Origin of the sequence: Tenacibaculum sp. MAR_2010_89 (genome assembly GCF_900105985.1) — a bacterium.
GTDB lineage: Bacteria > Bacteroidota > Bacteroidia > Flavobacteriales > Flavobacteriaceae > Polaribacter > Polaribacter halocynthiae.
Genome location: NZ_FNUB01000005.1, coordinates 496812 through 518192 on the forward strand (window position 1 = coordinate 496812; position 21381 = coordinate 518192).

The 21381-nt window shown below is 29.8% G+C and carries 23 protein-coding genes; 11 read left to right on the forward strand and 12 right to left on the reverse strand.

The features are described 5' to 3' along the window. Positions 1-59: 59 nt before the first annotated feature. The 6 genes from atpB (at position 60) to atpG (ending at position 5124) form a co-directional block, all read left to right on the forward strand. Positions 60-1199, forward strand: coding sequence for a F0F1 ATP synthase subunit A (gene atpB, locus BLV71_RS05815; protein ID WP_093869638.1), 1140 nt, complete (start codon positions 60-62; stop codon positions 1197-1199). 54 nt (positions 1200-1253) lie between these two features. Beyond that, on the forward strand, positions 1254-1442 hold the full coding sequence (gene atpE / locus BLV71_RS05820; RefSeq protein ID WP_053973883.1) for an ATP synthase F0 subunit C: 189 nt from the start codon (positions 1254-1256) through the stop codon (positions 1440-1442). A gap of 93 nt (positions 1443-1535) precedes the next feature. Continuing rightward, entirely contained in the window at positions 1536-2033 is a 498-nt protein-coding gene (locus BLV71_RS05825; protein WP_093869639.1) for a F0F1 ATP synthase subunit B, read from the forward strand. Positions 2034-2040: 7 nt separating this feature from the next. Then, positions 2041-2598 carry an ATP synthase F1 subunit delta gene (atpH, locus tag BLV71_RS05830; RefSeq protein WP_093869640.1) on the forward strand — a complete coding sequence of 186 codons (558 nt, stop codon included), beginning with the start codon at positions 2041-2043 and terminating at the stop codon, positions 2596-2598. A gap of 21 nt (positions 2599-2619) precedes the next feature. Then, the gene (atpA, locus tag BLV71_RS05835) at positions 2620-4200 is read left to right on the forward strand and encodes a F0F1 ATP synthase subunit alpha (protein WP_093869641.1); all 1581 of its coding nucleotides are present in this window, start codon (positions 2620-2622) and stop codon (positions 4198-4200) included. Between the two features lie 63 nt (positions 4201-4263). Beyond that, positions 4264-5124, forward strand: coding sequence for an ATP synthase F1 subunit gamma (atpG, locus tag BLV71_RS05840; RefSeq protein WP_093869642.1), 861 nt, complete (start codon positions 4264-4266; stop codon positions 5122-5124). Between the two features lie 66 nt (positions 5125-5190). Here the strand turns inward: atpG and BLV71_RS05845 are convergent, their stop codons facing one another. Next, complete coding sequence (locus BLV71_RS05845; RefSeq protein WP_093869643.1) at positions 5191-6069, reverse strand: hypothetical protein; 879 nt, start codon at positions 6067-6069, stop codon at positions 5191-5193. A 190-nt stretch (positions 6070-6259) separates the two neighbouring features. Here BLV71_RS05845 and BLV71_RS05850 point away from each other — a divergent pair, with 190 nt between their 5' ends. Further along, positions 6260-8938 (forward strand): Ig-like domain-containing protein, encoded by a 2679-nt coding sequence (locus tag BLV71_RS05850; RefSeq protein WP_093869644.1) that lies wholly within the window; start codon positions 6260-6262, stop codon positions 8936-8938. Positions 8939-8991: 53 nt separating this feature from the next. Here BLV71_RS05850 and dxs read toward each other — a convergent pair whose 3' ends face one another. Then, the gene (dxs, locus tag BLV71_RS05855) at positions 8992-10755 is read right to left on the reverse strand and encodes a 1-deoxy-D-xylulose-5-phosphate synthase (RefSeq protein ID WP_093869645.1); all 1764 of its coding nucleotides are present in this window, start codon (positions 10753-10755) and stop codon (positions 8992-8994) included. A gap of 65 nt (positions 10756-10820) precedes the next feature. Between dxs and rsmI the strand changes: the two genes are divergently transcribed. After that, positions 10821-11492: a 16S rRNA (cytidine(1402)-2'-O)-methyltransferase gene (rsmI, locus tag BLV71_RS05860; RefSeq protein ID WP_093869646.1), complete on the forward strand. Its 672-nt coding sequence runs from the start codon at positions 10821-10823 to the stop codon at positions 11490-11492. A 10-nt stretch (positions 11493-11502) separates the two neighbouring features. Here rsmI and BLV71_RS05865 read toward each other — a convergent pair whose 3' ends face one another. From BLV71_RS05865 to BLV71_RS05885, 5 genes are read right to left on the reverse strand one after another with little or no spacing between them, the layout of a single operon-like run. Beyond that, complete coding sequence (locus BLV71_RS05865; protein WP_093869647.1) at positions 11503-12210, reverse strand: hypothetical protein; 708 nt, start codon at positions 12208-12210, stop codon at positions 11503-11505. Beyond that, positions 12207-12863, reverse strand: coding sequence for a hypothetical protein (locus BLV71_RS05870; RefSeq protein ID WP_093869648.1), 657 nt, complete (start codon positions 12861-12863; stop codon positions 12207-12209). The genes BLV71_RS05865 and BLV71_RS05870 overlap by 4 nt, the downstream gene beginning before the upstream one ends. Positions 12864-12865: 2 nt before the next feature. Further along, a complete protein-coding gene (locus BLV71_RS05875) occupies positions 12866-13534 on the reverse strand; it encodes a hypothetical protein (protein ID WP_093869649.1) in 669 nt (222 codons plus the stop codon). Next, positions 13534-14190, reverse strand: a complete 657-nt coding sequence (locus BLV71_RS05880) for a hypothetical protein (RefSeq protein WP_093869650.1) — start codon at positions 14188-14190, stop codon at positions 13534-13536. Before BLV71_RS05880 ends, BLV71_RS05875 begins: the two co-directional genes overlap by 1 nt. A 2-nt stretch (positions 14191-14192) precedes the next feature. Further along, positions 14193-14531, reverse strand: a complete 339-nt coding sequence (locus tag BLV71_RS05885; protein ID WP_093871972.1) for a PadR family transcriptional regulator — start codon at positions 14529-14531, stop codon at positions 14193-14195. 163 nt (positions 14532-14694) lie between these two features. Between BLV71_RS05885 and BLV71_RS05890 the strand changes: the two genes are divergently transcribed. Together BLV71_RS05890 and BLV71_RS05895 are read left to right on the forward strand one after the other, a co-directional pair. Beyond that, complete coding sequence (locus BLV71_RS05890; protein WP_093869651.1) at positions 14695-15738, forward strand: ferredoxin--NADP reductase; 1044 nt, start codon at positions 14695-14697, stop codon at positions 15736-15738. Between the two features lie 59 nt (positions 15739-15797). Next, positions 15798-16484, forward strand: coding sequence for a LysE family translocator (locus BLV71_RS05895; RefSeq protein WP_093869652.1), 687 nt, complete (start codon positions 15798-15800; stop codon positions 16482-16484). Here BLV71_RS05895 and mgtE read toward each other — a convergent pair. From mgtE to BLV71_RS05920, 5 genes are all read right to left on the reverse strand, one after another. Continuing rightward, positions 16471-17820: a magnesium transporter gene (gene mgtE / locus BLV71_RS05900; RefSeq protein WP_093869653.1), complete on the reverse strand. Its 1350-nt coding sequence runs from the start codon at positions 17818-17820 to the stop codon at positions 16471-16473. The two genes, BLV71_RS05895 and mgtE, sit on opposite strands and share 14 nt — an antisense overlap. Next, positions 17801-18613: a 16S rRNA (adenine(1518)-N(6)/adenine(1519)-N(6))-dimethyltransferase RsmA gene (rsmA, locus tag BLV71_RS05905; protein ID WP_093869654.1), complete on the reverse strand. Its 813-nt coding sequence runs from the start codon at positions 18611-18613 to the stop codon at positions 17801-17803. Before rsmA ends, mgtE begins: the two co-directional genes overlap by 20 nt. A gap of 9 nt (positions 18614-18622) precedes the next feature. Continuing rightward, a complete protein-coding gene (locus BLV71_RS05910; protein ID WP_093869655.1) occupies positions 18623-18817 on the reverse strand; it encodes a hypothetical protein in 195 nt (64 codons plus the stop codon). 2 nt (positions 18818-18819) lie between these two features. Beyond that, positions 18820-19149, reverse strand: a complete 330-nt coding sequence (locus tag BLV71_RS05915; protein ID WP_093869656.1) for a DUF4286 family protein — start codon at positions 19147-19149, stop codon at positions 18820-18822. Between the two features lie 82 nt (positions 19150-19231). After that, positions 19232-21007, reverse strand: a complete 1776-nt coding sequence (locus BLV71_RS05920) for a tetratricopeptide repeat protein (protein WP_093869657.1) — start codon at positions 21005-21007, stop codon at positions 19232-19234. A gap of 207 nt (positions 21008-21214) precedes the next feature. Here BLV71_RS05920 and BLV71_RS18505 point away from each other — a divergent pair, with 207 nt between their 5' ends. Continuing rightward, positions 21215-21358 (forward strand): hypothetical protein, encoded by a 144-nt coding sequence (locus BLV71_RS18505; RefSeq protein ID WP_176974359.1) that lies wholly within the window; start codon positions 21215-21217, stop codon positions 21356-21358. Positions 21359-21381: the final 23 nt, after the last annotated feature.

The following is a 21381-nucleotide window of genomic DNA, read 5'->3' on the forward strand; positions in this document are numbered from 1 at the left end:
AATTAATTGTTTACCTTTGCACGGAAATTTAGAGACCACAACCCTATATTTAAAAAGGTATGATGATAGCAAAAAAATCTATCAAATTTTTAACAGTTTTAGCATTGGTTTTCACTTCTTTTGGAGTGTTTGCTGGTGGAGGAGATAAGAAATCTTCCGAAAACGACGGTGGAAAAGTAGACACCAAAGAAGAAATTAAAAACTACATCAAGCATCACTTAGCGGATTCACATGATTTTTCATTGTTTTCTTATTCAAACGATGCAGGTGAAAGAAAGCATATAGGCTTTCCTTTACCAGTGATTGTTTGGACTAGTAAAGGTTTGAAAACATTTATGTCGTCAAAATTTCATCATAATGATGATGGTAAGTTAGTTGTTGATGCTGGAGGTGTTAAGTTAACTAAAATTCATAGTAAAATTTATGAGTTAGATGCTAACGCTACAACAGTTGCTTTTGATGAAACTCATCATGCAACTAATGCACACAAGGTGTTAGATTTATCTATAACAAAAAGTGTTTTTGGAATTTTATTAGCAGGATTGTTAATGTTTTTAGGTTTTGGTTCGTTAGCTAAAGGGTATAAAAAAGGAGCGATTCCTACTGGAGTTGGTCGTGTTTTAGAACCATTGGTTTTATACGTAAGAGATGAAATAGCAAGGCCAAATATTGGAGAAAAAAAATATAAAAGATTTATGCCATATTTATTAACGGTGTTTTTCTTTATTTGGATATTAAACTTATTAGGATTAACACCATTAGGTTTTAATGTTACAGGTCAAATTGCAGTAACTGTATGTTTAGCATTGTTTACTTTAGTAGTTTATATAACTAACGGATCGAAAGATTTTTGGGCGCATACTTTATGGATGCCAGGTGTTCCAAAGATTTTAAGACCAGTATTAGCTGTTTTAGAATTAGCAGGGTTTTTACTAATCAAACCATTTTCATTATTAGTACGTTTGTTTGCAAATATTACAGCAGGTCACTCAGTAGTAATGGGTATTGCAGCACTTATGGTGTTGTTGAAAACTGAATTTGGAACAGTAGGTGCAACAGGTATTTCATTTTTGTTAACTATGTTTTTAACAATTATTGAATTATTAGTAGCTTTTTTACAAGCATTTATTTTTACAATGCTTTCTGCTTTGTTTATTGGAATGGCAGTAGAAGAGCATGATCATGCACATGATCACTAAGAATTATTATAGAGTAGAATAAGAATTTGTTTAATTTAATATAAATCAATTAGTATGTACAATTTAATTGGAGCAGGATTAATCGTAATCGGTGGAGGAATCGGATTAGGTCAAATAGGTGGAAAAGCAATGGAAGGAATTGCTCGTCAACCTGAGGCTGCTGGTAAAATCCAAACAGCGATGATCATTATCGGAGCATTATTAGAAGGATTAGCATTTGGTGCTTTACTTTTAGGAAAATAATTCCGAAACAAAAACAACGAAAACATTTTCTGCAACGGTTGGTTGCAGAAATGTTTTTAAAATTAAACAACAAAAAGACAATAATTAAGTATTATGGATATTTTTAATGATTTTTCGATAGGATTATTTGCAATGCAATTAACTATCTTAATTCTATTATTATTTTTATTAGCAAAGTTTGCATGGAAACCTATTTTAAATTCTTTAGATGAAAGAGAAGAAGGTATTCAAAATGCATTAGATCAAGCAGAGAATGCTCGTAAAGAAATGCAAAACTTGCAAGCTGATAATGAAAAGATGATAAAAGAAGCACGTGCAGAGAGAGATGCAATGATGAAAGATGCTCGTGAAATTAAAGATAACATTATAGCAGAAGCAAAAGAAGAAGCACAAGAACAAGCTTCTATCATGATTGAAAATGCTAAAGCAACTATTAAGCAAGAACAACAAGCAGCTGTTGCTGAGTTAAAAAAGAATGTTGCTGAATTATCTATAGGTATAGCACAATCTGTTGTTAAAAAAGAATTAGCTTCACAAGACGAACAATTAAAACTTGTTGAAGGAATGTTACAAGACGTTACTTTAAACTAATTAATCGATGAAAGGAGCAAGACCAGCATTACGTTATGCAAAAGCAGTTTTAAATTTAGCTAAAGAATCAGGTAATGATGCTTTAGTAAATGAAAACATGCAGCTAATCGTAAATACTATTGCTGAAAGTGATGATTTAGAGACAATGTTAAAAAGTCCAATAATCAAAGCTAAGGATAAGCAAAAAGTTTTAGTTGCGCTTTTTGGTGATAAAGTAGATACTATAGTAAAAGGTTTGTTTAATTTATTAGAAGAGAACAAACGTATGCTTATGTTAGAACCAATAGCTAAGCAATACACTATTATTTATGATTATCATAAAAGTATGCAAGTTGCTAAAGTTACTACTGCGGTAGCTTTAACTAAAGAGTTAGAAGATAAAATACAAGCAAAAATTGTTGACCTAACAGGTAACAGTGCTAGTATAGAAAATATAGTAAATCCATCTATTTTAGGAGGGTTTATTTTACGTGTTGGAGATGTGCAGTATGATGCAAGTATTTCTAATCAATTTAATGAATTAAGGAGAGAATTTGACAACAGTCATTATATTCCAAAAATTTAATTTTACGTCAAAAGATATAAGATGGCAGCAATTAAACCAGCTGAAGTATCAGCAATTTTAAAGGAACAATTAACAAATTTCGAAGCGAAAGCTTCGTTAAATGAAGTAGGAACTGTATTACAAGTAGGTGATGGTATTGCTCGTGTTTACGGTTTATCAAATGTACAATACGGTGAATTAGTTGAATTCGATAACGGATTAGAAGGTATCGTATTAAACTTAGAAGAAGATAATGCAGGTGTTGTATTATTAGGTGCTTCTACATCTGTAAGAGAAGGTTCTACTGTAAAACGTACTGAAAGAATTGCTTCTTTAAGAGCTGGAGAAGGAATTGTAGGACGTGTTGTAAACACTTTAGGTCAACCAATTGATGGTAAAGGACCAATTGAGGGTGATACTTTCGAAATGCCTTTAGAGCGTAGAGCTCCTGGTGTTATTTATCGTGAGCCTGTAACTGAACCTATGCAAACTGGTATCAAGTCTATTGATGCAATGATTCCTGTAGGACGTGGTCAACGTGAGTTAATTATTGGTGACCGTCAAACTGGTAAATCAACAGTTGCTATTGATACTATCTTAAATCAAAAAGAATTTTATGATGCAGGGCAACCAGTGTACTGTATCTATGTAGCTATTGGTCAAAAAGCTTCAACTGTAGCGGCTATTGCTAACATGTTAGAAGAAAAAGGTGCTTTAGCATATACAACAATTGTTGCTGCAAATGCATCTGATCCTGCTCCAATGCAGGTATATGCACCTTTCGCAGGAGCTGCAATTGGTGAGTACTTCCGTGATACTGGTAGACCAGCATTAATTGTTTATGATGATTTATCTAAACAAGCAGTTGCTTACCGTGAGGTATCTTTATTATTAAGAAGACCTCCAGGACGTGAAGCATATCCAGGAGATGTATTTTACTTACACTCAAGATTATTAGAGCGTGCTGCAAAAGTGATCAATGATGATAAAATTGCAAGTGAAATGAATGATTTACCTGATTCTTTAAAAGGAATTGTAAAAGGTGGAGGTTCTTTAACTGCATTACCTATTATTGAAACACAAGCAGGTGACGTTTCAGCATATATCCCAACAAACGTAATTTCTATTACTGATGGGCAAATATTCTTAGAGTCTGATTTATTTAATTCAGGTGTACGTCCAGCAATTAACGTAGGTATTTCTGTATCACGTGTTGGTGGTAATGCTCAAATTAAATCTATGAAAAAAGTATCTGGTACTTTAAAATTAGATCAAGCTCAATACCGTGAATTAGAAGCATTTGCTAAGTTTGGATCTGATTTAGATGCAGCTACAATGAATGTGATTTCTAAAGGACAACGTAATGTTGAAATTTTAAAGCAAGCTCAAAACGATCCTTTTACTGTTGAAGATCAAGTAGCAATCATTTATGCAGGTTCTAAAAACTTGTTAAAAGATGTTCCAGTTAAGAAGGTAAAAGAATTTGAGAAAGATTATATAGAGTACTTAAATGCTAAGCATAGAGATACTTTAGATACATTAAAGGCAGGTAAATTAACTGATGAAGTAATTGATACTTTAACAGCAGCTGCTAAAGAGATTTCAGCTAAATTTTCAGCTTAATAATAGTTAAAACAATATTCCCGCAAATTTTGCGGGAATCTTATAAATTTTAAGTGCAATTACATGGCAAACTTAAAAGAAATACGAAACAGGATTACTTCAATTAAATCAACAATGCAGATTACCTCTGCCATGAAAATGGTATCGGCTGCTAAGTTGAAAAAAGCTCAAGATGCAATTACGGCAATGCGTCCTTATTCATCTAAGCTTACTGAATTATTGCAAAGCTTAAGCGCTACTTTAGATAGTGATGCAGGTGGAGCATATTCAACGCAAAGAGAAGTAAACAAAGTGTTGTTAGTTACGATAACCTCAAACAGAGGTTTATGTGGTGGTTTTAATTCTTCAATTATAAAAGAAACAGTTAAAACGATTAATGAAACATACAACGGAGTTACTGTTGACTTATTTACAATTGGTAAAAAAGGAAACGATATCTTATCAAAAGAAAATAATGTTATTGAAAATAGAAATGATATTTTTGATGAGTTAACTTTTGATAACGTAGCTTTAGTTGCAGAGCAATTAATGGATTTATACGTAGGTGGTTCTTATGATAAAATAGAAATCATTTATAATAGATTCAAGAATGCTGCAACTCAAATACCACAAGTTGAACAGTTCTTACCTATTAAACCAATTGAAGGTGACGCAAACGTAAATTTAGATTATGTTTTTGAACCATCAAAAGAAGAAATTGTTTTAGAGTTAATTCCTAAATCATTAAAAACTCAGTTATATAAAGCCATTCGTGATTCATTTGCTGCTGAACATGGAGCTCGTATGACTGCAATGCATAAAGCAACTGATAACGCTACTGAATTACGTGACGAATTATTACTAACGTATAACAAAGCACGTCAAGCTGCGATTACTAATGAAATTTTAGAAATTGTTGGTGGTGCAGAAGCATTGAATAATTAAGAAATTATTTATCTTATATATAAAGCGAACCAACTTGGTTCGCTTTTTTTTACATTATTTTCTAAACTAAATAGATACTAAGTTTTTAATTGCCTTGGATTTTTGATTATTTCTATTTGCTAAGTATAGATAAACTAATAAGGGAATGAGTCCATGCGGTATTCTATATAATACTAAATACATGTATTGATGCATAATACTCAATGATACATCATAACTTAGACCGCTTATTATTCTTGCAAAAGCGGTAATAAAACCCCAAAAGCAAGCATATAGCAACATCGTTTTTGCTACTTTAGGTATAAACAAACCAATTGCAATAATAAAATCTATAATCCCAGCTATAAATAATAGGTTTTTAGCGCTTGTTTCTGTGATGGGTAATATATTTAACGTCATTGTAACAAAGTTACCTGGTAACGGATAAAAAACACCAATAGCATACATTCCATGACAAGTAAAAGCTAAAGCAATGAAAATTTTTAACTTAAATATCAATTGATGAATATTTCGAGTTTTTAAATAATATATTAATGCTATTGGAACTCCAAATTGAATTGCATGTTCAAAGAACATAATTAAGTGATAAAACTTATTTTTAGTAATTAGCATCGCTAATACTACTATACTAACTGCTCCTAATTTCAAGATTGTTAGTTGCCATTTTTTAGAAGTTTCAGTAATAGTGAGTGATATTATTGCACAAACAGTGTATAAGCCACCTATACTTTTGGTTAAAAACTGTATAGCATGATCAGTATTTAAGTTTGTAACATACGATTGCCAAGATGTATTAAAAACAAAATTAATTATAGGTTCTAATAGTTGCTGATCCCAAAATACACTTCGATAAGGAGCATCCCAAAACAAATGTTGATATGCTCTACCAGAAAAAATAAAAAAGGTACTGATTTTTAAAAAATTAAGAAGAGTTGTTCGATTCATAAAAAGATCAAATATATAATTACTACGATTTTCCTTTGTTAACTATGCGTTAGCAGATTATGTTTGTAGGGTTAACATATTGTTTAGTAGTTTATTATACTATTAATTCTTTTTTTTGGTTATATACTAATTATCAGTAAAAATATATTTGTAACTAAATTCTATTAACTAAACATAATCCCCCTTCAAGATGAAAAAATCTTTTTTAAACATACTACTTTTTTTAGTAGTTACTTCTTACGCATCAAATGATAAGTACCGATTAATTCTAACAGATAATCCAGCGACTACAATTATGATTGGTTGGAATCAGATTTCTGGTACAAGTCCTAAAGTGCATTACGGCACTACAGATTATGGAACAAATTGGCAAAATTATCCAAGTTCAAAAAGTATAGATCGATCAATTTCTTATAAAGGAATGAGTAATACTTTTGCTAAATTGACTGGCTTAACCCCAAATACCAATTACTATTTCGTTATTAGAGATAGTCAAGGAACCAGTAACCGTTTCTGGTTTAAAACTGCTCCTAGTAATAATCAAAGAATGTCATTCATTGCAGGAGGAGATTCTAGGAATAATAGAGCCCCTAGAAGAAATGCTAACTTGTTAGTGTCAAAATTAAAACCAACAGCTGTTTTTTTTGGTGGTGATATGACTAACGGAGATTCAAGTTCAGAATGGCAAAGTTGGTTTAATGATTGGCAATACACAATAGCTACTGATGGAAGAATGTTTCCAATAATACCAGCTAGAGGAAATCATGAAGATTCAAACAATAGCATTTATAATTTATTTAATGTTTCTTCATCTAATGTATATTATGATATTACTTTTGGAAATAATTTGTATACAATTTATACATTAAATTCTGAAATTTCTGCTGGCGGAAATCAATATTCTTGGTTGAACCAAAAACTAAACGGAAATAGCTCTATATGGAAATCTGCTCAATATCATAAACCAATGAGACCTCACGTATCTTCAAAATCTGAAGGGAATGATGAATATGCTAACTGGGCTCAGTTATTTTATGATAAAGGTGTTAATTTAGTTTTTGAATCGGATTCACATACAGTTAAAACAACTTGGCCTGTGAAACCTTGTTCAGGTGGAAGTGGATGTGATGATGGTTTTATAAGAGATAATAACAATGGAACTACTTATGTTGGAGAAGGTTGTTGGGGAGCTCCATTACGTTCTTCAAATGATGCAAAAAACTGGACAAGAAATAATGGTACTTTTAATCAGTTTAAATGGATTTTTGTTGAAGAATCAAAAATTGAAGTTAGAACAATTAAAGTAGATAATGCAAATAATGTAGGTTCAGTAACTAATGATAATCCATTTACTACCCCTTCTAATTTAGATGTTTGGAACCCGTCAAATGGAAGTGTTGTAACTATTATAAACTCGAACGTGAGTTATCCAGAAGTAACTCTAACTAACCCGATTGATGGTTCAACTCATAAAGTTAATATAGCAATAACTATCAATGCGAATGCCTCGGATAGCGATGGAACTATAGCTAATGTGAAGTTTTATGTAAATGATAACTTAATAAAAACTGATACAAGTTCACCGTATTCAACCAGTTGGACACCTAGTGTTAATAATCAATCATATATTTTAAAAACTGTAGCAATAGATAATGATGGAAATGAAACAATATCAAAAGAAGTTTCAATCTTTGTAGGAGAGGTATCAAAAACAATAACATCAACAATTAATAGTGGAGATGATGATGCTGAACAATATGAATCATCTGGTAAAATGTATATGAATAGTTCTGATTTAGAATTAGTGTATGATGGAAGTTCAAAAGGGAACCAACACATTGGTTTATTATTTAGAAATTTAAACATACCTACAAATGCTACGATTACAAGTGCATACATTCAATTCACTACAGATGAAACTAATTCAGGAAATACTTCATTAGGGATAAAGATTGAAGATTCGTCAAATGCTCAAAATATAACTTCTCAAGGGTATAATATTACATCAAGATCGTATTATAATAAAACGATTAATTGGAATCCAAACTCATGGACTACAGTTGGAGAATCTGGAAATAAACAAAAAACACCAGAGTTAAAAGAATTAGTACAAAAAATAATAAATAAATCGAGTTGGAGTCTTGGTAACTCAATGATGTTTTATATCTCAGGAACAGGAGAGCGAACTGCTGAATCATATGAAGGAAGTAGTAGTAAAGCTCCAAAATTAGTTATAACGTATACAACTGGTAGTTCCGACGGAGGAGGAAATACTCCAAAATGTGAAGATGTTTATGTAACTCTAGTGTTTGATAAATATTCAAAAGAAACATCATGGACATTGAAAAATAGTAGCAACGAAGTAGTTATGAGTGGAGGGAATTATACCCAAGGAAATGGAGAGTCAATTACGGTATCTAAGTGCTTACCAGTTGGGTGTTATGATTTTAGTATTAATGACACCTATGGAGATGGAATTTGTTGTGATTATGGAAACGGTTCATATAAAGTAACGAAAACTGACGGTACAGTTTTGGTATCTGGTGGTAGTTTTACAAGTTCAGATACTAAACAATTTTGTTTAATGAATACTTCTGCAAGAAAAAAAGAAAAGAAAGAAACATCATTAAAATCAAAAATTACTCTTTATCCGAATCCTACTTCCGATAGATTATTCATTAGTGGAGGTGAAAACACATTATTATGGATAGCGAAAGTTCTTGATATTTCTGGTAAAAAAATACTTGAAGTACCTGTAATAAATAGTTCTATAAATATTTCAAACTTAACTAATAATTCAATTTATTTTATTGAAATATTTAATGAACTTGGAGAAAATAAACTGTCAGAAAAAATAATAAAGAAATAATTAATAATAAGAATGACTTTTAAAAAACGGATTATTAATTAGTAATCCGTTTTTTATTGAGTAATTAGTTTTAAAATACTTTGCGGATCAATTCCACATTGTAGTTGTAATTCTTCAGTAGTTCCGTGATGAATAAAATTATCAGGAATTCCTAAGACTTCTATTTTACCTTGATAATTATAGTTTGAGGCAATTTCTAAGATAGCACTTCCAAATCCACCATTTTTGCAACTATCTTCAATAGTAATTATTCTATTAAAGGTTTTAAAAATATTTTTAAGTATTTCAATGTCTAGTGGTTTTACAAAACGCATATCATAATGAGCAACAAGATCTTTATTTTTAATGTTATATACCGCTTCAGTGACATTTTTAGCTATTGTGCCAATTGATAGTATAGCTATTTTATTACCTTCTTTTAAACAAGTTGCTTTACCAATTTCTATTTTATTAAAAGGAAGCTGCCAATTTTTGATGTTTCCTCTTCCTCTTGGATAGCGAATTGCTATTGGTTGCTTTAATTCTTTTTGAGCAGTGTATAATATATTTCGAAGTTCTATTTCGTTTCTAGGAGCAAATATTATTAAATTAGGAATACATCGTAAGTAAGCAATGTCAAAAACACCATGATGAGTAGCTCCATCTTGACCTACTAGTCCAGCCCTATCTAAACAAAAAATAACTGGTAAATTTTGTAGCGCTACATCATGAATTACTTGATCATATGAACGTTGTAAAAAAGTAGAGTAAATATTACAATAAGGAATTAACCCTTCAGTAGCCATACCAGCAGCTAAAGTTACTGCATGTTGTTCAGCAATACCAACATCAAAAGTACGTTCAGGAAACTCTTCCAACATAAATTTTAATGAACTTCCAGTTAACATAGCTGGAGTAATACCTACTATTTTTTTGTTTTTATGAGCTAATTCAACAATTGTTTTTCCAAAAACATCTTGAAATTTAGTAAACTCATTTTTTTCTTTTGGTAAAACATCACCTGAAATTTTATCAAATTTACCAGGAGCATGATATTTTACTTGATTTTCTTCTGCTTGGCGTAATCCTTTTCCTTTTGTAGTAATTATATGTAAAAACTTAGGACCAGGAACCTTTTTTAAACGTTCAAGTTCTCTTAGTAATTCTTCAAGATTATGACCATCTATAGGGCCAGAATAATCAAAATTTAATCCTTCAAAAATATTATGTTGTTCTACATCGTTTCGAGTAGATTTTATACGAGTTAAATAATCTTTTAAAGCACCTACTGAAGGGTCAATCCCTATAGCGTTATCGTTTAAAATAACGAGTAAATTTGCATTAGTGTCTCCTCCATGATTCAACGCTTCAAATGCCATACCGCTAGCAATAGATGCATCACCAATAACAGCAATATGATGTTTGTTTTTTCCTTGTAGTTTTGAAGCTATTGCCATACCTAAAGCTGCAGATATTGAAGTAGAAGAATGCCCTACGCCAAAAGTATCATATTCACTTTCACTACGTTTTGGAAATCCAGAAATTCCATTTAACTGACGATTTGTATGGAATACATTTTTTCTACCAGTTAAAATTTTATGAACATATGCTTGGTGTCCTACATCCCAAACTAATAAATCTTCAGGAGTGTTAAAAACGTAATGCAATGCAATTGTTAATTCAATTACCCCTAAGCTAGCACCTAAATGCCCTTCTTTAGTTGAAACTACATCAATAATAAAATCGCGTAATTCTTTAGCCACTGTAGGTAAATTATTTACAGTGATTTTTCTTAAATCAGAGGGATATTCGATAGTATGTAATAGGCTTTCTGACATTAAACAAATGTACAAAAAGCATTATATAACCCTACTGTAAGCATAAAACTTTGTAGTTTTGTAGTATGAGTAAATTATATGTAGTGCCAACGCCAATTGGAAACCTAGAAGATATGACTTTAAGAGCAATTAGAGTTCTTAAAGAAGTTGATGCTATTTTAGCTGAAGATACACGTACAAGTGGGAAGCTATTAAAGCATTTCGAAATTGCAACACCAATGCAATCTCATCATATGCATAATGAACATAAAACGGTAGATACAATTATTAGGCGTTTGCAAAGTGGTGAAACTTTTGCATTGATTTCTGATGCTGGAACTCCAGCAATTTCTGATCCTGGTTTTTTACTAACACGAGCTTGTATTCAACACGAAATAGATGTTGAATGTTTGCCTGGTGCTACAGCCTTTGTTCCAGCTTTAGTTAACTCTGGTTTGCCAAATGACAAGTTTGTTTTTGAAGGTTTTTTGCCTGTTAAAAAAGGAAGGCAAACTCGTTTAAAATTACTTGCTGAAGAAACTAGAACGATGATATTTTATGAAAGTCCGCATAAGCTTTTAAAAACATTAACTCATTTTGGTGAATATTTTGGTAACGATAGGCAAGTGTCAGTATCTAGAGAATTAACAAAATTATTTGAAGAAACCAAACGAGGAAGCGTAGAAGAAGTGTTATCATATTATACAGTTAAACCTGCTAAAGGTGAAATAGTTATTATTGTTGATGGTAAAAAATAGGTTTCTCATTTTAAAAAGAAACTAATTGATATTCTGGATACTGTTTTTGTAATAATTTTTCTGATTTTTCAGGAATAACTTTAAGGGTTATATATGTTATAATTATTGAAAAGACAATCATGAAAGAAGAAAACATACAAAAGAATAGTCCCATTTCATAAAAATCTTTGTTGGTAGGTAAACTAATATCGAAAATGTAAAAAAGAATAAGAGTAAGACTTCCAATGCCTTGAGTTTTTATGATGTCTTCTAGCATCCATCTTTTTCCTGTTTTCTTATTTTTTTTCTTTAAATTTTTGCTAGAATAATAAACTGCTATGGTTTGTAGTAAACAAAGAGATAAATAGGTCGTAGTATATATGTAATAAGCAAAATTTAGTTGTTGAATTTGATAAAAAGACAATAACATTAATACAGTTAAAATGATTTTAGGAAGCTTAAACCAATCTTTAATAAATTGAAATACAATTTTAATATATTTTTTATTTAGTTGCTTTTGTTTTTCTTCAATTACATCCATAAAACCAAATATTCCAAATTTTTTAAAAGAAATATCTCTTGCTTTTTCGAAAGATAGTTGTGGTTTATTATCCCATATTTGCTCAATATCATTAGCTAAATGATCTACAAGTTCAGTTTGTACATCATAATATTCTACATAATGCTGTCGGGTAAATATATACAACTCTTCTATATGTTTTTCTGTTAGCTTTTTCATAATGATAATTCTCTTTTTATGTTTTCAATTTTAGTGTATGCCATTCGAAAAATTTTGTAACCTGTATGCATTGCTACATAGTATAAAGGAATTAATAATAACCACACTTTTTTTTGAATTACTTCAGAAGTGTATGGTATAAATTGGATAACCATGTTAAGAATTAAAAAAGTAAAAGAGAAATAGAAAACCCCATAGTTTATATGAACAGATTTCCCAAATTTTTTAAAATAGAGTATAACTGTGTGTATTAAACAAAAAACAATGGGTATTATGTACAAGATAATGTTTAGCTGTTTAAAATATTTCAAAGAAATACTTTGAGCTAAAAAAAAGTAGGTTAATGTAAGTGTGAAAAAAACTAATACTTTTTTAAATGATTTAAAGAAATCTATAAACATTTTAGAAAATTGTTTTCTGTAAAGAGTATTTATAGTTTTCCAACCGTTTTTATGGATTTCACGTAAGTTTTTATTCCAACCAGATCTTTCTAAAGCATTTTTAAATTCACTTTTAAAAAGTGTAGTTTCAGAATTTAATTCAATATCAGAGACTAAGTGATCCACCATTTCTATCCTTTGATCCCAATATTCAATTCCGTTTTCCTTTAAATAATTATCTATGAATTGTATTTGTTCCTTAGTTAATTCCATACTTATTCAATTAAGTAATTATATTTTTCTTTGATAGTATTCATTTTTGAGATAAAGCTTTCTCCTGAAAGAAATAAACCAAAAAAAGAAATAAGCATTGTATTAAAAAGGGAAGAATTCCAATCACCATTATTATTACCAATTTTTGATAAATTAAAAAATTGAAAAGCTATATTGATTATGATTCCTCCTGCTAAAGAGTATGAATGAACAATTTTTAATTTTCCAAATGTTTTTATAAATTCTCTTGTTTTTAATACATAATATGTGATGTATCCAATCAATAAAATTATTGGAAAATACAAAGTGTTTATGTTTTGTAATTTATTCATATAAAAACTAATGCTAGCGACTATGCTTATTATAGCTAAGTTTCTTGGTTTAATTGTCTGTTGAACCATATCTTTTAAAATAAATAAAGCATCAGACCAAAACTTTTTCTTCAATATTGAATCATACCTTTTTTTTAGTTCTTCTTTTCTACTTAACATATATTTTAAAAAATGAGTATGAAGTCGTTGGTCTTCATAAAAAGCAGGAATATTACTCACTTTATTTTCTATTTCTGAAGCGATATGATCTACCATTTCAAATCGGATGTCTATATATTCGACACCAATAGCCTCTAAAAAATTATTTATTTGTTGTACTTGTTCCTTAGTTAATTCCATTAAAAAGAATATTTTTTCAACAATGTAAAGTGCTTTTTATAAAGCTTTATAGCTAGTTGAAACATAAATAAACTAACAACTAAAATCATTGTTTTTAATAAATCTAAGCCATCATGTTTGGTTATAAAAGAACCAGAAATCATAAAAGGAAATAAAACTACAGCCAACACTTGAGTTTCATATAAAAACCTGAAAGATGTTTTTTGCTTCGTAGAATATATATGGACGTAACCTAATATGATTAATAAAGAAAGAGCATAGGATACGGTTTGAAAAGTAATGTTTGCGATATCCGCTATAAGGGTTGAAACATTTAAAGAAATACTATCATTGAAACCTATTGAGAGTAGCATTAGAATAAATATACTCCATATTTTTATAGCATGTGGTTTTCCATATTTTTTCATTTTATTTATAATAAGTAAAGGTTTTACATAGCAATACCCTAAATAAATACTAGAAGAATTTTGTAAAAGAACATTCCATTTTTCAGTTGCTTTATTAAATGAATGATCAAAGTCTTTTTCAGTAAGCATAGTGCTTTCTATTTCCGAAATTATGTGGTCAAGTACTTCAACTCTAATATCTATATAGTAAACCATTTTTTTATCTAGATACTTTTTTACTTGCTGTGTTTGGTTTTTAGTTAGCTCCATACTTAATCTAAATTTAATTTTGGATTTACTAATTGCTGCATAGTTTTTAAAAACTCTTGCATTTCTGCTAATTTATTAGCCGTTTCTTTTGTACCGCTTTCAGTCAACTTATAGTACTTTCGTAATCTGTTTCCAACTTTAGCTACTTCTACATCTAATAAGCCTTCAGCTTCTAGTTTGTGTAAAGCAGGATACAAAGCGCCTTCAGTAATTTGCAATTCTCCTTTTGTTAGTTCTTTTACTTTTTGTGTTATTTCGTAGCCATACATTTTATCATTTTGTGCTAAAAGTTTTAAAATGATGGTTTGTAATGAACCTTTATATAATTTTTGATTTCCCATTTCGTTACCTGTCTTACTGTTTTGCATTTTAAAAAACGCTTAAAACATGGTGTAAATGTATGCATAATTTTCTTATGTATAAAATTCTTAGGTGTTATTTTATGGAAACTCTAACTATTCATTCGTTATTAGTTTGTTACTTTTGCATGATATTACTTAAAGAATGGCAAAATTTTACAAATTATCTATAAAAGAAGTTATTAAAGAAACTACTGACGCAGTTTCTATTTTATTTACAATTCCTGAAACATTAAAAGAAACTTTTTCGTTTGTAGCAGGACAATACGTTACTTTAAAGAAAGAAATAAAAGAAGAAGAAGTAAGAAGAGCGTATTCTATTTGTTCATCACCTAAAAGTGGAGAGCTTAAAGTAGCAGTAAAAGCTGTTGAAAACGGGAGGTTTTCTTCATATGCAACTTCAGAACTTAAAGCAGGTGATGAAATAGAGGTTACTGCACCAGAAGGTAAATTTATATTGCAACCAGCAACTAATAAAAATTATATTGGATTTGCTGCAGGAAGTGGAATAACTCCTGTGCTTTCAATGATAAAATCAACATTAGAAAATTCTACTTCTACATTTACATTGGTGTATGGAAATAAAAGTGTTGCTGATACTATTTTTTATAAAGAATTAGGTGATTTACAACAACAATATCCTGAGCAATTTAAGTTAAATTATGTTTTTAGTAGGGAGCGTAATGAACCATCGTTATTTGGTAGAATAGATAAAGGCAATGTTAATTATTTTATAAAGAATTTATATAAAGAAATTTCTTTTGACGAAGCGTTTTTATGTGGTCCTGAAGAAATGATAAAAATAGCTTCTTCAGCATTAAGTGAAAATGGATTAAGTGAGAATGAGATTCATTTTGAATTGTTTACAGCGTCAGTTAATGAGGAAAATGTTTCTGAAATAAAAGATGGTGAAACAGAAATTACTGTGATGTTAGATGATGAGGAAACTACCTTTACAATGAAACAAACAGATACGTTGTTAGCTGCAAGTTTACGAAATAAACTTGATGCTCCATATTCATGTCAAGGAGGTGTTTGTAGTAGTTGTATAGCTTTGGTAACTGAAGGTAAAGCTGTGATGACTAAAAACTCTATTTTAACAGATGATGAGTTAGAAGAAGGATTAGTTTTAACCTGTATGGCCCATCCAACGACAGCTAAAGTAACTGTAGATTACGACGAGGTATAATTTGTAGAATACTCTAGTAGTTTAAATGATGGCTATTATTTATAAATAAATAAAAATTAATGGATTTTTACGATTTAAAAAATGCCTTTTTTGTAGGTGTAGTAATGTCTTTTATGATTGGTCCGGTGTTTTTTATGCTTATTAAAACAAGTATTTTAAAAGGCGCTAGAGCAGCAATTGCATTTGATATTGGTGTAATTTTAGGCGATATATTTTTTATGCTTATAGCATATTTTGGAAGTAGAAGTTTATTAGAAAAAATTAAAGATGACCCTCGATTATTTTTAATTGGGGGTTTAATATTAATTGTATACGGATTAATAACTTACTTAGATAAAAGTAATAAAAAGGAGGTTGAAGTTTGTGAAGTAGATATTCCAGAAAGCAACAACTATTTGAAATTAGTTTTAAAAGGATTCGCTTTAAATTTTATTAATGTTGGTGTTTTGGCAGGATGGTTAGGTATAATTGTGGTAGTAGGTCCAACATTAAATATGAATCCTAGTTATATGTTTTGGTACTTTTTTACCGTAATAATTGGGTATGCTTTAAGCGATTTAGGTAAAATACTTTTAGCGAAACAATTAAAAAGCAAGTTAACACCATTGGTAATATATAGAATCAAAAGGGGGATGGGAGTTTTATTAATAGTTTTTGGAGCGCTTATAATGTTAAAAAGTTTTATACCTAAAGATCAAATAGATAGTTTGTTCCAAAAAGTAGAGCAAACAACTAAAAACCAATAATAACTTTGGCTATCCAGAAGTAAATTAAAATTCCAAAAATATCGTTACTTGTAGTTATAAATGGACCGGTAGCTATTGCCGGATCAATTCCTCTTTTATTTAAAAATAAAGGAATAAATGTACCTACCAAACCAGCTACAATAATAACTACAAAAAGAGATACAGAAATAGCACTAGCTATATTCATGTCTTGTTCAGTAGCAAAAACATATATAAAAAGTAAAATAGCCAAAGCAAGTCCATTAATCATTGCTAAAGATACTTCTTTTAATAACCTATCGGTAATGCTTCCTTTTACATCATCATTTGCTAAACCTTGAACTATAATAGCTGATGATTGTACACCTACATTTCCAGCCATCGCAGCTATTAACGGAGTAAACATAAAAAGAATTGCGTTTTCAGCAATAGCATCATCAAAAAAACCCATAATTCTTGCTGCACCTACACCACCTATTAAACCTAAAAATAACCAAGGTAAACGTGCTCTAGTTAATTGCCAAATAGTGTCATCAGCTTCTACGTCTTGTGTAATACCTGCAGCTAATTGATAATCTTTTTCTGCTTCTTCTTTAATTACATCAACAATGTCATCAATAGTAATACGTCCAACTAAAACACCCAATTCATCAATTACAGGAATCGCTTCTAAATCGTATTTGCGCATAATGTTAGCAACATCTTCAGCTTTTTCATGAACGTCAACAAAATCTACTTTAGGAATATATACATCAGCAATTTTTGACCGAGTAGAGGCCATTAAAAGATCTTTTAATGATAAACGTCCTTTTAGTTTTCCATCATTATCTGTTACATAAATAGAATGAACTCTGGTAACTTCTTCTGCTTGTTTACGCATTTCTTTTACGCAAGTAAGCACATTCCAGTTTTCATTAACCTTTACTAACTCTTTAGCCATTAAACCACCAGCAGTATCTTCATCATAACGTAGAAGTTCAACAATTTCTTTAGCATGTTCTTTATCTTCAATTTTTTGAATTACTTCCTGTTTACGTTCTTCAGGTAATTCAGCAATAACATCAGCAGCATCATCTGTATCAAGTTCGTCAATTTCTTCAGCAATTTCTTTGGCAGATAGTTGTTCTAGTACATTTTCACGAACATCTTCATCAACATCCATTAACACTTCTGAAGTGGTTTCAGAGTCAAGCAAACGAATAATATAAACGGCTTCATCAAATGATAACTCATCTAATACTTCAGCAATATCTGCATGATGTACTTCTGCAAAAAAATTAGAAAGAGCAGTGTCTTTTTGATTTTTTATTAATTCTCGTACGTTATCAATAAGGTCTTTAGTGATCTCTAATGCCATCGTTTGCGATTTTAGACGTTAAGCTTATAAAGTCTTGTACCGACAATTGTTCGGGACGCTTCGCAAATATAGGGTCTTCTTTTAAAGTAACCGAAAGATTAAAAGATTTTAAACTAGAACGAAGCATTTTCCTTCGCTGATTAAAAGCAGTTTTTACAACTCTAAAAAATAATTTTTCATCAACCGGAAGCGTGTAATTTTCTTTTCTAGTTAAACGGATAACCCCAGAATCTACTTTAGGTGGTGGATTAAAAACAGTAGGAGGAACTGTAAATAAATATTCTGCATCAAAAAAAGCTTGTGTTAATACAGAAATAATACCGTATACTTTACTCCCTTCTTTTTCCGCAATTCGTTTAGCTACTTCTTTTTGAAACATTCCAGAAAATTCAGGAACAAACTCACGGTTTTCAATAGCTTTAAAAACTATTTGAGAAGAAATATTATATGGGAAATTGCCAATAATAGCAACTTGTTTTTTATTAAAAACTTTTGTGAAATCTTGTTTTAAAAAATCGCCTTCAATTATGGTAAATTTTTCTGAAGAAGTATTTAGTTTTAAATGTTCTAAAGGAAAGGTTTCTTTTAAATAAGTTACAGATTCAGTGTCTAATTCCATAACCGTAACTTTTGACTTTTTCTCTAACAAATATTTAGTTAGAACACCCATTCCAGGACCAATTTCAAGTACATCTTCATATCCTGTTTCGGTTAAAGAATCTGCTATTCTTTTAGCAATACTCTCGTCATTTAAAAAATGTTGTCCTAAATGTTTTTTTGCTCTTACTGTCATGTTCTAATACTAATTATTTATAGTAGGTTTTTTTATTGAAAATACAATTATAAGTGCTCCCAATCCAAAACCACCTAAAAAGCCTCCAATTGTTTCCCAAGGTTCAATACCATAGTAAAAGTAGGTTATTAGGGCACCTAAAACTATTAAAAAAACACTTAAATAAAGAATAGTGTTTCTGTTTTGGTAAATTTTGTTTTGCATTTTTAATTGCTGCTTACCGTAGGGTAGAATTCGTTAATTACTTTTAATTCAGTTCTGAAGGCCAACATTTTGTCAGCAAATTTCTTCATTCCATCAGTACGAAGTTTATTTGCGTCATGGTTATAGTAATTGTCTAAATCTTCTCTTGTTTTTGCTGTATATTGAATAGAGTAGGTAGCACCCCCCATTTCTTCTTCCACTAAAACCTGTGTCATTTTAGCGCTTATAAACCTACCTGTAGCTAATACTTCAGGTATGTGTTTTTCTATCCAAATAAGCCATTCATTATGAATGCTTTCGTCTACGTTTATTGTTACGTTATATATATACATAATTTGTAATGTAATACTATATCAATAAGTGTAATAGCAAAGATTAATTCTTGTGGCTATTGTATATGATATAAATAGTTAATTAAATATTATCTCCCCTTAATTTTCTGTATTTTTTTCTAGCATCTACTAAGTAAATACTGGAAGCGTGGTCAAAAATAATCTTTTGGTAGTATTCAGATGCCTTTTCAGGATTATTTAATTTTTTATTATATAACTCTCCTAATTCATATAGGCTATTGTCAACTAAGATTCCTTCAGGATCTAATTGTAAAATTTTAGTAAAGTTATCAATAGCATTTGCATATGCTTCCTGTTTTACAAATAACTGAGCTTGTTTATATAAGGCTTCATCTTCAATTGGTTGACTTTTATAAGTTGTTATTATTTCTGATAATAAACCGATGGCTTCTTTATTTTTATTTTGATACGCTAATAAATCTGCCTTTGCGTATTCTTTTAGTCCAGTAGATATACTGTCTTTAGATTGATTGTCTGAAATTGTTAAAAAAAGCTCTGCGGCATCGTTGGCTATAAGTTGAGTTGCAGATCCTTTTAATATTTTTAATTGTGCTTTAGCCCATTTAAAATCATTTTTAAAATATGAGGCTTGAGCAACTTTAAAACGAGCTTCCTGTGCTAAAAAGTGATTTTTAAATTGAGTTTGTACTTGTGAAAAATAAATGAGTGCTTTATTGAAGTTTCTAGTAAAAACTAATATTTCTCCTAGTTTAAGTTTAACGGAAGCTTTGGTGAATTTTGAATTAGTAAAACTCATTGCTTTTTCTAAAACTTTAATTCCTTTTTCAGGGTTATTTTTGGTAAAAGTTAAAAAGTCTGCGTAAGCTAATTGAATAAATAATGTATTTCTGTTTGAGCCAAACTTAGTAAATATTTGTTGAAACTTCTCTTCAATATTAGGCTGTTTTGTAACAATATCAACCTGTAAATTCATATAAACAGCTCTGAATTTATCAGTAGGGTAATTAGTTTTTTCTATTACGATATCAAAACATTCTTTAGCGGTTTCGTAGTCTTTGTTTTCAAAAGCTATTTTACCTAAATTTTTTATACCAGATAAATTATCAGCGTCCCTAGCAAGTAAAGCTTTATGTTGTATTAGTGCTTTTTGATATTGTTTTTGTTTAATAAATAACCAAGCAAGCAAATCATTCCACACATTTTTGGGCTTACTAATTGATTTTTTTAAAATTGATTTTCTTAATAAAGTATTATTCTCATTCTCGCTATCATCGTTAATATATTTACTCGCATATCGTTTAATATTATTGAGGTATTTTTCATTTCTATCAACTAAATTAACATACGAGTCAAACATCTTTTCAAAATCACCTTTTTCACCATAAATTTGAGCAAGCTGAAATCCGTAATTTGCTTTTGGATTATTATCCATAATGCCATTGTAAGCTTTTAAAGCATAATCTAACTTGTTGTAGTTTTTAAAAAGGTTTGCTATTATACCACCATATCCACTATTGTTTTTTACAGATTCTAATGCGTTTTTATATTGCTCATCGGCTTTGTTAATTTCTTGCTTACGTTCAAAATTATACCCTAACATCACATATGTGTATGTTTGTTTTGGGTATTTCTTTAGTTTTTTGAGAAGTAAAGATTCAGCAACTAAAAATTGGTTAGTTTCTTGGTAACAACTAATTAATCTTTTTAAATAAGTTGTATTATAAGGACTTTTGTTATGAAGCTCTTTATATAATTGTATTGCTTTTTCATATTCACCATTTCTAAAATAATTTTCAGCAATTATAAAACCGTTTTGTTGAGAATAACAAAATAGACTGGAAATAAAAAAAGTAAATAAGAAGATAAGTTTTTTCATTAAAAATTAAATGTATTTATTTTGAATACAATGTACACAAACTTCTTGAAAAAAGACCATATAATCAAATATTTAGCCTTTTAAAAGTTTAGTAAAACATGTGTTTTTTTGTTAAAAATTCATTAAAATTATATTTTTTATTAAAGTCCTTGTAACATTTTGGCACGAACTTTGTCTTACTAATAAAAGAACTAAACAAATACTAGTATGAAAAACTTATCTATACAATACAACTCGGCAAAAGAAAGAGCAAATGAGTTTATGAAGAAAGGTCAAATATCTCAATATTTTGAGGCACTTTTAGAAATGAATAAATGCAAAAAAATAATGACAGCTATTATAGCAAATTAAAAAAGTAAGTTTCAAACTTGAAA